The sequence below is a fragment of the Mycobacterium sp. SM1 genome (assembly GCF_018361265.1).
Classification (GTDB): domain Bacteria; phylum Actinomycetota; class Actinomycetes; order Mycobacteriales; family Mycobacteriaceae; genus Mycobacterium.
Genome location: NZ_JAFLNH010000004.1, coordinates 515,012 through 528,193 on the forward strand (window position 1 = coordinate 515,012; position 13,182 = coordinate 528,193).

At 62.9% G+C, this 13,182-nt stretch carries 14 protein-coding genes and 1 pseudogene; 14 read left to right on the forward strand and 1 reads right to left on the reverse strand.

Going from position 1 to position 13,182, the window contains the following annotated elements; genetic code table 11:
• The first annotated feature begins 70 nt into the window (after window positions 1–70).
• Genes MSM1_RS19025 through MSM1_RS19035 form a run of 3 tightly spaced genes read left to right on the forward strand, consistent with a single transcriptional unit; the run spans window position 71 to window position 2,022 of the window.
• Window positions 71–640: a hypothetical protein gene (locus MSM1_RS19025; RefSeq protein ID WP_213445301.1), complete on the forward strand. Its 570-nt coding sequence runs from the start codon at window positions 71–73 to the stop codon at window positions 638–640.
• A complete protein-coding gene (locus tag MSM1_RS19030; protein WP_213445303.1) occupies window positions 579–1,124 on the forward strand; it encodes a hypothetical protein in 546 nt (181 codons plus the stop codon). Before MSM1_RS19025 ends, MSM1_RS19030 begins: the two co-directional genes overlap by 62 nt.
• Window positions 1,125–1,173: 49 nt before the next feature.
• The gene (locus MSM1_RS19035) at window positions 1,174–2,022 is read left to right on the forward strand and encodes a hypothetical protein (RefSeq protein WP_213445305.1); all 849 of its coding nucleotides are present in this window, start codon (window positions 1,174–1,176) and stop codon (window positions 2,020–2,022) included.
• Here MSM1_RS19035 and MSM1_RS19040 read toward each other — a convergent pair.
• The gene (locus tag MSM1_RS19040; RefSeq protein ID WP_213445307.1) at window positions 1,934–2,785 is read right to left on the reverse strand and encodes a TetR family transcriptional regulator; all 852 of its coding nucleotides are present in this window, start codon (window positions 2,783–2,785) and stop codon (window positions 1,934–1,936) included. The two genes, MSM1_RS19035 and MSM1_RS19040, sit on opposite strands and share 89 nt — an antisense overlap.
• 177 nt (window positions 2,786–2,962) lie before the next feature.
• Here MSM1_RS19040 and MSM1_RS19045 point away from each other — a divergent pair, with 177 nt between their 5' ends.
• The 11 genes and pseudogenes from MSM1_RS19045 to MSM1_RS19095 all read left to right on the forward strand — a co-directional run.
• Window positions 2,963–4,168, forward strand: a complete 1,206-nt coding sequence (locus MSM1_RS19045; RefSeq protein WP_213445309.1) for an acyl-CoA dehydrogenase family protein — start codon at window positions 2,963–2,965, stop codon at window positions 4,166–4,168.
• 2 nt (window positions 4,169–4,170) lie between these two features.
• A complete protein-coding gene (locus MSM1_RS19050) occupies window positions 4,171–5,184 on the forward strand; it encodes a phosphotransferase family protein (protein ID WP_213445312.1) in 1,014 nt (337 codons plus the stop codon).
• Between the two features lie 43 nt (window positions 5,185–5,227).
• The gene (locus tag MSM1_RS19055) at window positions 5,228–5,989 is read left to right on the forward strand and encodes an SDR family NAD(P)-dependent oxidoreductase (RefSeq protein ID WP_213445314.1); all 762 of its coding nucleotides are present in this window, start codon (window positions 5,228–5,230) and stop codon (window positions 5,987–5,989) included.
• A 267-nt stretch (window positions 5,990–6,256) separates the two neighbouring features.
• Window positions 6,257–6,970, forward strand: a complete 714-nt coding sequence (locus MSM1_RS19060) for a TetR/AcrR family transcriptional regulator (protein ID WP_213445317.1) — start codon at window positions 6,257–6,259, stop codon at window positions 6,968–6,970.
• The gene (locus tag MSM1_RS19065) at window positions 6,967–7,878 is read left to right on the forward strand and encodes a Phenylacetic acid catabolic protein (RefSeq protein WP_213445319.1); all 912 of its coding nucleotides are present in this window, start codon (window positions 6,967–6,969) and stop codon (window positions 7,876–7,878) included. The genes MSM1_RS19060 and MSM1_RS19065 overlap by 4 nt, the downstream gene beginning before the upstream one ends.
• Window positions 7,866–8,192 carry a metal-sulfur cluster assembly factor gene (locus tag MSM1_RS19070; protein WP_213445321.1) on the forward strand — a complete coding sequence of 109 codons (327 nt, stop codon included), beginning with the start codon at window positions 7,866–7,868 and terminating at the stop codon, window positions 8,190–8,192. The genes MSM1_RS19065 and MSM1_RS19070 overlap by 13 nt, the downstream gene beginning before the upstream one ends.
• Before the next feature lie 26 nt (window positions 8,193–8,218).
• Window positions 8,219–8,440, forward strand: coding sequence for a hypothetical protein (locus MSM1_RS19075; RefSeq protein ID WP_213445324.1), 222 nt, complete (start codon window positions 8,219–8,221; stop codon window positions 8,438–8,440).
• Between the two features lie 25 nt (window positions 8,441–8,465).
• Window positions 8,466–9,227, forward strand: coding sequence for a Phenylacetic acid catabolic protein (locus MSM1_RS19080; protein ID WP_213445327.1), 762 nt, complete (start codon window positions 8,466–8,468; stop codon window positions 9,225–9,227).
• A gap of 246 nt (window positions 9,228–9,473) precedes the next feature.
• Window positions 9,474–10,238 (forward strand): SDR family oxidoreductase, encoded by a 765-nt coding sequence (locus MSM1_RS19085; RefSeq protein ID WP_213445329.1) that lies wholly within the window; start codon window positions 9,474–9,476, stop codon window positions 10,236–10,238.
• Between the two features lie 10 nt (window positions 10,239–10,248).
• On the forward strand, window positions 10,249–11,820 hold the full coding sequence (locus MSM1_RS19090; RefSeq protein WP_213445331.1) for an AMP-binding protein: 1,572 nt from the start codon (window positions 10,249–10,251) through the stop codon (window positions 11,818–11,820).
• A gap of 356 nt (window positions 11,821–12,176) precedes the next feature.
• Window positions 12,177–13,010, forward strand: a pseudogene (locus MSM1_RS19095) (DDE-type integrase/transposase/recombinase); the annotation flags it as partial.
• Window positions 13,011–13,182 lie beyond the last annotated feature (172 nt).

Here is a 13,182-nt window from a genome sequence, read left to right on the forward strand (position 1 = left end):
CTTCGTGTAGGCACACGATATGTGGCGTGTCGCTTGATTTCCCCAGCAGATATGCGGTGGCAGTGTAGGTGTGTATCTGCGGGAGACGAAGAGGCGCAACCGCGACGGGTCGACGGTGTCATACCTGCAGCTGGCGCATAGGGAATGCCACCCGGTGACCGGGGTGCCCTCGGCGAAGGTGATCCACAACTTCGGCCGCGCCGATGCCGTGGATCGCGACGCGCTGGCCCGACTGGTCGCCTCGATCTCGCGGTTCCTCGACCCGGCACAGGTGATCACGGCTGCGCAGTCCGGTGAGATCGACGTGCTGGACTCGCGGCGCTTCGGCGGGGCGTGGGTGCTCGACCAACTCTGGGGCCGGCTCGGTGTTGGCGCTGCGCTGCACCGGATCGCCGCGAAGCGGCGCCTGGATGCGGAGGTGACCGAGCGGGTGCTGTTGGCGCTGGCCGCGCAGCGAGCGCTGGATGCGGGCAGCAAGCGGGCCGTCACGCGGTGGGTGGCCGAGCGGGTCGCGATCACCGGCTGCCCAGGGTTTTCCGACGACGCGCGTATCGGGCGATGGACTTTTGCTCGACGCCTTGGACCAGATCGCCGCGGAGATATTCGATTCGGTCGCGCACCTGCTCAACCTCGACGTTGACCTCGTCTTCGTCGACACCACCTTCACCTACTGGGAGCTCGACGTGCGAGACGAGCTGTGCGAGCTGAAGCCCGAACCGGGGCCCGACGACGGCACCTCGAAAGCGGTCGAGCACGCCGCGCGCCGGTTCGGCAACTCCACGGACCATCGCGACGACTTGCCTCAGGTGGTGATCGCGATGGCGGTCACCATAGACGGCATCCCGGTGCGGGCCTGGACCTTTCCCGGCAGCGAAAGCGACCAGCGGGTCATCCGCACGGTCAAAGACGACCTGGGCGCCTGCAAGCTGCACCGGTTGGTGTGGGTCGCCGACCGCGGGGTCGCCTCCGCGGCCGACCGCGCCGACCTGGCCCGCGGGGGCGGGCACTGCATCCACGCCGAGAGGCGCCGCGTCACACCACCGCCGAGGCCGCCGCCGCGCTGGCCCGCCCCGGCCGCTACCGCGACGTGGCCGACAACCTGCGGGCCAAAGAGCTTCGGGTAGCACCCGGCGACGGCAATACCGCGGGGGCGCGCGCGGAGGGGTTCGTGGTGTGCCACAACCGGATGCCGCCCAACGTGACGCCGCGGTGCGCCAGCGGCTCATCGAGCACCTGTCGGGGCTGATCGGCGGTTCCGACGCCTGGTCCAAGCGCCGCCGCGAGGAGTTCGTCGGCTACGTGAAAGGCAAGCCCGGGCTGCGCAGGCTGTTGCGGCGCACCAAGACCGGGCTGCTGCGCATCGACCACGCTGCCGCGCAACGCGAAGCCCACGACGACGGCAAGTGGCTGCTGCGCACCTCCGACCTCACCCTGATCACCGAGGATCTGGCCGCCGCCTACAAGCAGCTGCTCGCCGTAAAACGCGGCTGGCGCGACGCCAAGAGCAGTCTGGGGCTGCGCCCGCTCTACCACCACCGCGAGGACCGCATCCGCGCTCACGCCCAATTGTGTTGGCTGGCCCTGCTTCTTATCCGCGTCGCAGAAACCCGCACCGGCGACGCCTGGCGCAACCTGCGCCACGCACTCGACCGCATGCACCTGGTCACCTTCGCCACCGCCGACGGCCGCGTCGCCCAAGGCTCCATTCTCACCACCGGCCAAAAGACCATCCTGGCCGCCCTCGACCTGCCCGAACCCCCCAAATACCTCGACTTCACACCCGGCACCGGCGCTGCGTCGCCGACTGACCAACCCGCCCGGATCCCGCGTGCCCACCATCTGCGGAAGTCAGGACAGGGGGACTTGCAAAAGTCAGGCCGCGGCATCTGCGATCGAAGGGACATTGTGCGTGAACCTGAAGCTGCTGTGGGGACTATTCGCTGCCGTAGCGCAGCATTGCGATCGCCAGCCCCGCATAGGTGTGGGCGATGTCTTCCGGTGTCGCCGGCCCGCTCTCCTTGAACCATTGCGGCAGTGACGTGCACATCGTGGCGATGGCCCGACCTACGGCGCGGGGTTCAGCCGTACTCCACCCGTTCTCGCTCACCGCACGGTCGATCGCGTCGTCGATGAAGTGCTGAATTGCGTTGCGCGAACGTGTAATCCTCGCCCTGTTCACATCTGTCAGGCTGCGCATCTCGCTGGCGCCGATAAAAGCCAGTTTGCGGCGGTGAGTGTGAAACAACGCGAGCGCCTCGACGATGAGCCGGACTTCGTTAATGCCGTCGACGGCTTCCGCACGGGCCAGGGCGACGCGTTGATGGAGTTCGTCCATGGTGATCTCCAGGATGCGAACCAGCAGGCGCTGCTTGTCCGGATAGTAGTGATAGACACCCGGCACACTCAGACCGGCACGCTTGGCGATGTCTCGCATCGAGCTGCCGTGGTATCCGGTCTCCACAAATGCATCGATGGCAGCGGACAGTGGTGGGTCGAGATCCATCGGCGGGAAGATGCGCCAATCCCCGGTATTGGGGGCCCTGATCGCGAATGTATCCGGCCGACGGTTCGACCGCATCGTGGCCGCGGGTGGCAACAGCCGCTCTAGGGGGATGTCGAGCGCTTCAGCGAACTGCGCCAACCGCGCCACCGACACCCCGGTTTTGCCCTTTTCGATCGCGCTGATGGTGGCCGGGCTGAGCTGCATGCGCTCGGCTACGGCACGGGTGGTCAGCCCGGCCCGGAGGCGGGCGTCACGAATTAACGACCCACAATCTTGCGTCATTGACAGCACCATACTATTCAGGAATTCCGAATACGGCCCCGCTTGGGCGTGTCGCATGGTCGCAGCACCGTAGACCAGTTTTTTGCATAAGAGACGGTGTCCATGTCATCCTTCATAGGGCCACCGATCGAGCGATCGGATGGTCTGAACATATCGTCGAGTCGGGGATTCGCAAACATGACGATCGATTTGACCTACAGTGCGGAGGTAGCCGCCCTGATCGAGCGCACCCGGAAATTCGTGCGCGACACCGTGTTGCCGATCGAGGACCAGCATGACGGCGATATCCAGGCTGCGGGTGGTGACGAGTTACGCCGTGAGCTGCAGACGGTTGCACGCCATGCCGGAGTGTTCGCGCCGCACGTGCCCCCGGAATTCGGCGGGCGTGGATTGAACATGTCGGACCGGGCACCGGTGTTCGAAGAGGCCGGCTACTCCTTGTTTGGCCCACTCGCACTTAATATTGCCGCACCGGACGAAGGTAACGCGCACCTGCTGGCCCACGTTGCTACGGCTGATCAACGAGAGCAGTTCCTCGCTCCCCTGGCTGCCGGGGAGGTGCGTTCGGCATTCGCCATGACCGAACCGGCGCCGGGCGCAGGATCGGACCCCTCGGCTCTGGCTACGCGTGCCGAGCGCCGGGGCAGCAACTGGGTCATCAATGGGCGTAAGTGTTTCATCACCGGCGCTGACGGCGCAGGGTTCTTTATCATCATGGCACGAACTAGCGCAGCGTCAAAACAACGCGGTGGCGCCACGATGTTTCTGGCCCCCGCCAGTTCCCCGGGGCTGGACGTCACGCGGCACATGCACACCATCGACCGGTCGATGGTGGGCGGGCACTGTGAAGTCACGTTCACCGACCTGGTGGTGCCGGACAGTGCTGTACTCGGTGAAGTCGACCGCGGCTTCGAGTACGCCCAGGTGCGGTTGGGTCCGGCCCGGATGACCCACGTCATGCGCTGGCTGGGTGCGGCGCGCCGTGCCCATGACGCTGCAGTGCGCTATGTCGCGGAGCGCCAGGCGTTCGGTGGCCGACTTAGCGATCTGGGTATGGCGCAGCAGATGATCGCCGACAATGAGATCGACATGGCAGCCACCCGGGCACTCCTGGTGCGGGCGTGCTGGGAATTGGATCGTGGTGCAACCGGCGCCCAGGCAACGTCGATCGCCAAGACTTTCGCGGCCGAGGCGCTGTTCCGGATCGCTGATCGCAGCGTTCAGCTGTGCGGCGGCCTGGGCGTCTCTGCTGAGTTGCCGGTGGCGCGGGTGGCCCGCGAGATCCGTCCATTCCGGATTTACGACGGGCCGTCAGAGGTGCATCGTTGGGCCATCGCCAAGCGCGTAATCCGGGCCGTTGCAGCGAAATTCCCCGTGGCATAAAGATGGATGGCCACGATCTCACCGCGCTGCGCACGTTCCTTGAACGCCGGGGCGTCGCCGTCGTTGGAGAGCTGATCGCTGAACGACTGCCGGGCGGACGGTCCAACGTTACCTACAAGATCAGCGACGAGCAGTCCACCTGGGTGGTTCGGCATCCGCCATTGGCCGGCGCCACCCCGTCGGCGCACGACATGGTGCGAGAATTCACGGTCACGCAGGCCCTGCAGAACAGCGCGGTGCCGGTGGCGCGAACCGTCGCACTGGATTCTGAGGGCATGGTGTTGGGCGTTCCCTTAAGCATCGTCGAGTTCGTCGAAGGTCGGGTATTCCGTCGGAGCGCAGATCTGGACGCACTGGATCCTCGGGACGCCGAGTCGTTGTCCGAATCGTTGCTGCGGATACTCGCGAGCCTGCACAACGTCGACTATCGCGCCGTGGGCCTTGGCGAATTCGGGCGTCCGGACGGCTATCTGATCCGGCAGATAAATCGATGGGCCGGCCAGTGGGGGCGGGTCAAGACCGACGACCACACCGAGATCACCGACATTGTCGCTGCCCTGCAGGAACGTGTTCCGACGGAAGTGGATACCACGCTGGTGCACGGTGATTTCCGGGTCGACAACACGATCGTCGCCGGCAACAGCAGTAACTCGGTGCTGGCGGTGGTGGACTGGGAACTGTCGACGCTCGGTGATCCGCTGTCCGATGTGGCGTTGATGTGTGCATATCGGGCGCGCGCCTTCGACCTGGTTCAAGGGTACCCGACAGCATGGGCCAGCCCTCGGTGGCCGTCCGCTGACGCGCTGGCTCAGAAGTACTCGATCTGCTCAGGACGTGAGCTGCGCAATTGGGACTTCTACCTGGGTCTGGCCAATTTCAAGATCGGGGTGATCGCGGCCGGCATCGCCTATCGCGGCCGCCTCAACGCAGCTGACCCGGCAGCCACCGGAACTACTGCAGCTCTGGCCGCACCGGAGTTCTTCGCGGCAGCTCGCGAAGCCTTGCGATCGAAATGACATGGTAACAAATTGTTTTGATAAAGATAAAGGAATACAAAAAATGAGCATCCTCGATCGGTTCCAGGTGCGCGACCGTGTGGTGATCGTGACCGGAGCGTCCTCCGGGCTCGGTGTCGCATTCGCCCGAGGTTTCGCCGAAGCCGGCGCCGACCTGGTATTGGCTGCGCGACGCCGGGACAAGCTGGACAGCACCGCAGCTCTGGTTACCGGTGTTGGCCGGCGAGCGCTGCGCGTAAAGGCCGATGTCGCCGACCCCGATCAGGTCCAGGCGATGGTCGATGCCGCGATGGCCGAGTTCGGCCGGGTTGACGTGCTGATCAACAATGCCGGCATCGGCACTGCACATCCGGCGACGCGAGAGAGTCCCGAGCAGTTCCGCAACGTCATTGACATCAACCTCAACGGCTCGTACTGGGCCGCTCAAGCCTGCGGCCGGGTGATGCGTCCGGGTTCTTCGATCGTCAACATCAGCAGCATCCTGGGCATCACCACCGCCGGCCTGCCGCAGGCCGCGTACACCGCAAGCAAGGCCGCAATTATTGGACTGACCCGCGACCTCGCCCAGCAATGGGGCCCCCGTAAGGGAATCCGGGTCAACGCTATTGCACCGGGATTTTTTAAATCCGAGATGACTGATCAGTACAAGCCTGGTTATCTGGAGAGCCAGTCACCGCGCATGCTGCTCGGCCGCATGGGCGATCTGGAAGAACTCGCCGCCACCGCAGTGTGGTTGGCCTCCGCCGCAGCGGGCTACGTCACCGGGCAGACGATTGTGGTCGACGGTGGGGTAACCATCACCTGACCGGGAGTCGTAGCGGGTGAGCAGACGACGTCGGTGAACAAACCAAACCACACCGGGTGCCATAGCCGCGATCGCGTTGCACCGATGGCTCCAGCATCGGCGCTCTTGCCCCTGGTGGGCTTCGCGCTGATCTCGGCCGCGAGACGAGGCCGGCAGTCCACTTACCTTGCCTGTCGAGGCTGTCGAGGATAACTGTGTCACGGAGCGCTAACCTGATATTGAGGGAACTGTTGAAAACATACTGACAAGATAGTATGTTTCCTAAATGTGACGACGGCGACAGACAAACTACGTACGCAAGTTGCTTTGCCGCGGCCCAGTCGTGGTTCGTGTATCCCGAACGCCCAGCGCCGAAGAGAGGCCACGGACCGTATCACTGACGCGGCGCTGACCTTGTTTATTCGCCAGGGCCTCGATGCGACGTCGATGGAGCAAATCGGGCAGGCCGCGGGCATGACCAAGGGCAGTGTGTACTTTTACTTTAACTCCAAAAATGGCGTGCTGATGCACCTGCTTGACCGGGCCGAGGAAGTTGCGGTCAACCGGACCTGTGCCCGTGTCGAGCAGTCCTCCGGTAGCGCCACCGATCGTCTCGTGGCATTTCTGCACAGCCATGCGGTCATCGGAGAGGCCGACGCGCGTTACATGATCTTGATCATGTTGATCAGCATCGAGCGCCCTGGCGTCGGTGGAGCCGTTGAGCGTCGCGTTACCGAGTTCATGGCTCGACTCACAGCGCTGGTGGAGGGCATCATTCGCCAAGGCCAGGCTGAAAAGGTATTTCGTGACGATCTTGATGCGCATGGGCTGGCGAGGATGATCATGGCCGTAGATATCGGCTGCTTCGTGGAGTGGGCGCGGCGCTTGACCGTAGACCAGTCAGGCGCCGAGTTCGTGCGGACCATGCGCCGCTTTACCCTTGCAGGCCTGATGCCCCAACATGACACCGTCGCAATTCCCTCAAGGAAGGCCGGCTCATGACCACCACCACCGTCACCACCGATCGTTTGATCGAAGATCCGGCGGAGGTTTCCCAGGAGTACCAGCAGGTTCTCGCCGAAACCATGCTGATCGCTGCCGATTTGGAATTGTCTACTCTTCCTTGGGCGTATGAGGTCTTCGCCAGCTGCCCTGATCTTGGAGCTAAGATCGCTACCGCTGCCGCGATCCAGGACGAGATGGGCCACGCGCATCAGATGTACATGATGCTTCGCGACTTTGGCTACCGGACCGAGGACACGATCTTCAACAGGGATCCGGGCAGCTTCAGGATCTTCTATATGCTTCAGTTCCCGCTTCGTAACTACATCGAACTGGTGGTGGGTCAGGCGCTGCTTGATCGTGCCGGGAGAGTGACGACACTGGATTTGGAGGAGAACTGCTCATACGCGCCGTACCGCCGCGCACTAAGGAAGGTCAACTTCGAAGAGCGGTTCCACGTCGCTCACGGCGAACGCTGGACCAAATACTACTGGGACCTGTCGGAGGCCACCCGAGAGAAGGTGCGCGAATACATCAAGTGGCTTTTCCCGCACGGAATGAGCTGGTTCGGCGTGACCGATGACCGTAAGAAACGAAGCGGGCAACTGACCTTCCGGATTCGGGGCAGGTCGAATGACGAGATGCGCCAGGTTTGGCTGAGGGAGTTGCTTGAATGGGCCAATAGCGCCGGGATTGACATTCCGGCCCATTACGATTCCGCATCCGGAAACGTCGTAGCCGATGTTTCGTTCCCGGCCACATGCGATCCCGAGCGTCGCGTCTGGAATGAGGGCTCTGCGACGTGGGAGGAGACCCTCGCGCAGTGGAAGCAGGGAGCCCCGGGCTACCGGAAGTGTATCGAGCGTCTTCAGAGTGAAGAGTGGGGTGAATCGCTATGGCAGAGCTGACCGTAGCTCCGGAGGTGATGACGGCGTTGGCGAGTGTCCTCGATCCCCATCTTCAGGTGCCGCTCGTCGAGATGGGCATGCTCAACGGTATTGAGCAGCATTCGGATGGCACTGTGGTGGTGCGCTTGGCGATGCCCTGCCTGGGATGTCCGGCATGGGAGGATCTTCAGGCCGACGTCGAGCAGGCGCTTCGCCGTGTTGACGGCGTTGACAACGTATGCGTGAAAGTCGACTGGACCAGGCGGTGGTCCAAAGACGATGTCACCGGCAGGGTTCGCGATCTCCTCTCCAGCGTGGGAGTACAGCTGTTATGAAAGAGCCAGGGATAGTGCATAAGACAATGTCTAATGCGGACCTCCCCTATGAGGTATTCGCCCGCAGGGATTGGGAACTGCCGTTGTGCCACGTCGGGACGGTGACGGCTCCCAACGCGAAACTGGCGCAGGTGCAGGCCTATACCACCTACGATGAGCATCGCTGGGTGGAGATGTGCCTAGTGCTAGCCGATGAGGTCCGCGCCGTGATGGGGGCGCATTCGAATCGGAGGTTGGGCATTGTCTAGCCCGGGGTCGCAAATCAATCCGAGCTTGCAAAACAGGCTGCTCAGTGTCGCGGACACCAAGTGGGTGCTCGGCCATTGGCTGATCAAAGTCGTGCCCAATGCCCGCAGACTCGATGATTTCACGGCGCTCATGGCCCTCGCTCAGGAGGAGTTAGGGCATACGCGTGCGCTGTTCGCCCATGTGGAGGAGATCGCCGGCCTTCCTGCCCAAACCCTCGAGCTGGACCGACAGCGCCTGGATGTGCGCAGCGTGGCGGTGCTTGATGCCCCACCCACTGGCTGGATGGACTTTCTGGTTCGCGCTTTTTGTGCCGACCTGGCCGCGTTGTCGCTCCTGGCTACATTCTCCGATGCGGAGGTCCCTCCGAACCTGGTGGCAAAGATCGCCGAGGAGGAGCACTACCATCGGCTTTACTTCGGCGGCTGCCTGGAGGCGCTTGACGCGACAGACAAGTCAGCGGCAGCGGCGCACGCCTCCGTCACCGTGGGGCAAATGGTGCGCTGGCTCGAATCCGTGTCCGGGGAGCATGACAAGAACGTTGCCGGCCGGTTCGTGGGCACGGTTGCCGACGAGATCAGTGCCGCCGGAATCCCATGGAGGGGCATCGATGCTGGCGATGCGGCATCGGTCGACTGGGACGCTCAGCGCGGGCGGCCGACGGGGACATCGGTGCCGGCGGCCCTCTATGAGTTTATGGTGCCCACCAACGATATGGCGTTGCTGGCCCGACGCCCTCGCGCCACCGCTGTGGTAGACGGCTTCAGCACCGCGGAGGAGTCAGGTTGACCGTGACGGGAAATCGGTTTGGGTCCGGGGTCTTTGACGAACAGCGTTGGCTTGGCACCCAGCGCCAGGTGCTGTGCCCCTACTGTGGATCACCGCATACACGGGTCGCGGCGCCTTTCGGATCGACCTTGTCAGAGGTGTGTATGAGGTGCGCTGACTGCCGCTCGGTATTCGGCTGGATTAAGTGGGGCGTGGCCGTCACTGGTCCGTCGCGCGATACGTTACCTGTGACCGGTGGGGCTTGTAATGATCAGTGAGCTCTTCTCGTTGAAGGGCCATCGCGTGCTCATCACTGGGGGTGTGCGCGGACTCGGTCGCACAATGGCCGAGGGTTTGCTTGAGGCCGGGGCGGCCGTAATCGTGACCTCACGCAAGACCCCAGATATCGATGCTGCCGTCAAGGATATGAGTCGGCTGGGCGACGCATGGGGATTCCCGTGCGATGTCACCCAGCCGGACTCCGTGGAGGCGCTGTTCGATGAGATCGTCCAACGATTCGGAGTGCCCGATGGCGTTATCGCCAACGCCGGTGCGACCTGGGGAGCTCCGACAACGGAGATGGATCTCAGCGCCTGGCACAAAGTGGTGAACACCAACCTCACGGGGACGTTTCTAGTGGCGCGGCGTTTCGCACGAGACGCGATCGCCCAGGCAGTAACCGGCAAGCTCCTGATCGTCTCCTCCATCGCCGGCCTTGCGGGCATCGAATTGTTCCGTACGGCAGGGTATTCGGCAAGCAAAGCTGGGCTCATTGGACTGACACGCCAGCTCGCTGTCGAGTGGGCCCCCCTGGGCATCACCGTCAACGCCATCGCACCTGGGTTTTTCCCGAGCAAGATGACCGAGCGCTTCATCGCGCAGCACCGCGATGATCTCTTGCGCTGGATTCCGCTGCGCCGCTTCGGCTCCGATACCGATCTGAAGGGCATTACGGTTTTTCTCATGTCGAGTGCCTCCGACTACATGACGGGACAAGTGCTGGCCATTGATGGCGGCCAGACGGCATGGTGAGGTGGTGTCGATGAACCTCAATGGCGCCACCATTGACAGCGTGCTTCGTCGCTCGGCCAGAGCCTTTCCCGCTAAGCCCGCGGTAATCGACGGCGCCCGGTCCTTGACCTATGGTCAGTTGGACGAAAAGGTCGATGCGCTGGCTCATGCTCTTGTGAAGCTTGGCCTGTGCAAGGGAGACAGGGTTGGCGTGCTGTTCGACAATCAATGGGAGATGTGCTGCGTCTACTTTGCGCTTGCCCGCATCGGGGCCTTGATGGTGTCCCTCAACGCTCGCTGGCTCCCCGGTGAGATTATCTATCCAGTTTCCGATGCGGCATGCAAGGCCGTCATCTACGCTACTCGATTCGACTCTGTGATCGCTGACGTGCGGCCCGCTGTGAACTGTGGGATCTGGATATCCGACGGTGATGAACCGGCGCCGTCGGCGACCGATTGCATGGAGGGGCTGATCAATCGGTCTGCGGACCAACGGCTACTCAAAGCCTGGACCGTCGGCGAAAGCGACGACAGCGGTATCTGGTATACCTCGGGAACCAGCGGACGTCCCAAGGGCGCGGTCGTACGCCATGCCAGCAGTGTGTGGTCGGCGGTGGCGACCGCCTTGTGCCTGCGTATGGATGAGCGTTCCCGGCTTCTCGCGGTCGCGCCGATGTTTCACCGCGGAGCGATGGAAGATTTCCATCTCGCTGGGTTCCTCGTCGGCGCCACCCACGTTATGTTGCCCCGATTTGACCCCGCCGCAATGCTCGAGATGATCGAAACACACCGCATCACCCACGCGTTCATCGTGCCGACCATGACTTGGCATGTGCTGTCGCTACCGACGAAGGACCAGTACGATCTGGCGTCGATGCGGGCGTGGATGACGGCCTCGGCACCGTTCCCGGATGAGTATCGCCTGCGTCTAGAACGTGAAACCACATTGCCCCGCAACGTCGTCTTCAACTGCTACGGCGCGACTGAATCGCTACTCAATACCTTCCTGCCGCCTGAAGCCGCCGCCAGCAAAGCCGGATCTGTAGGGTGGCCCGTTCCCGGCACGCTAGTACACATCGTCTCGCCGAGCGGCCAAGCGCCGCTGCCTGGGGGCGACATCGGCGAAGTTGTGACCAGCACCCTCACCGGTGCCCGCACTTACTGGGGGCTTCCTGACGCATGGGATGCGGTAACCTTTCAAGCCGAGGACCGGATCTGGTATCGCACCGGTGATTTGGGCTACTTAGACGAAGATGGCTGCCTTTACATTGTCGATCGGTGCAAGGACATGATCATTTCCGGAGGAGAGAACGTCTATAGCGTTGAGGTTGAAACGGCCCTGCTCCAGCATCCGGCTATCGCTGAGGTGGCGGTGGTCGGGCTACCCGATGACCGCTGGGGTGAGACCGTCGCGGCGCTGGTGGTGGCAAAGCACCCGCGTGCCATCTGCCCCGACGACGTGATCCGCTGGTCGCGATCCAAATTAGCGGGCTACAAATGCCCGACGAAGGTGGTCTTCGCTGACGCGCTCCCCCGCAACTCATTCGGGAAACTACAAAAACAGAAGGTAAAGGCCATGGTATGCGGTGGGCTGACCGGATAACTGACTTCGCTCCAACCACCCCCCTGAGCTGGCGCATGGCTGACCTCGATATTTCATGAAATTAGAGGTGCTGTGTTACGCCCGAGGGCCTGTATTCGAGCCACATCGTGGAGTGGCGGAAGGCCCGCGACACCGGTGCCGCTCTGGCCGGTCTTGCCGCGCCGCGCGGACGTAAGCGGCATGACCCACAGGCTGACCGGATCGCCCCCTAGAAGCAGACAAGCAGCGACTGGTGCAGGAGCTGCCAAATACCCGCTTCGTGGTGGACGTCCAGGCAAAACTGCACGCGCCTTTGGAGGATGCTCTCCGAGAGCGCGGATATCGCGCCAGGTCGACACCATGACTGACCGGCCGTCATGGAGTTGGCGCCGCAGGTGGGTGTGCGTGTGGGATTGGCTCTGGCCACTGCGGTGGCAGAGCCATCAGCCGCGTGCTTTAAGCGCCGCGGACCAGCAGGCGATCCTGGATGTGTTGCACAGCGGCCGGTTCGTCGACGTCGCACCGGCTGAGGTGCGGGCCGCACTGCTCGATGAAGGTGTCTACCTGGGCGCAGTCGACGTTTTATCGACTGCTGCGCCAAGCCGGCGAGGTGCGAGAGCGCCGCGGTCAGGCGCGCATCCGGCGAAGGTGAAACCCGAACTCGTCGCGGCCGGGCCCAAATGCAATGTCGTCGTGCGATATCACGAAATTGCGTGGTCCCGCAAAGTGGACGTACGGTACGTACCGTATTACTACGTGTATGTGATGTTGGACATCTTCTCCCGCTACGTCGTTGGCTGGATGGTCGCCAGCCGAGAATCGGCAGCGCTGGCCGAGGTGCTGATCCGCCAGACCTGCACCAAGCAAGGCATTGACCGTGTCCCAGTTGGCCATCCACGCCGACGGCAGTGCCATGATCAGCACGCTGGTCGCATTCTTGCTTGCCGATCTCGTTGTCACCCAGTCACATTCGCGACTACCGCACGTCTCCAACAACAACCGTTCAGCGAGTCCCAGGTCAAGACAGCGGGCTGGGCCTGCATACCGCCGCTGACGTCCACTGCGGCCGCGCAAAGGCCATCGCCGACAAGCGCGCCAGGGTATTCGACGCCGCCTACCCCGAACGGTGGATCCGCATACCACCCGAGCTGCCGAAGATCCCTGAAATCTCGTGGATCAACCGACCCGATCATCCACAGGAGGACGCTCAGCAAATACCACGCGACCGTCAGGTTGACAGGTTCCGCGCCAGACCAGCAATCCCACCAGTCAGGTGTTCACCATCCGGGGTCAACCCTACCTACAATAGTGAAGTTTCCGGTGTGCTGTAAGCAACAAGGAGCGACCTCGTGACCTTCATGAAGTGGCTCGGCCTTAGACTTA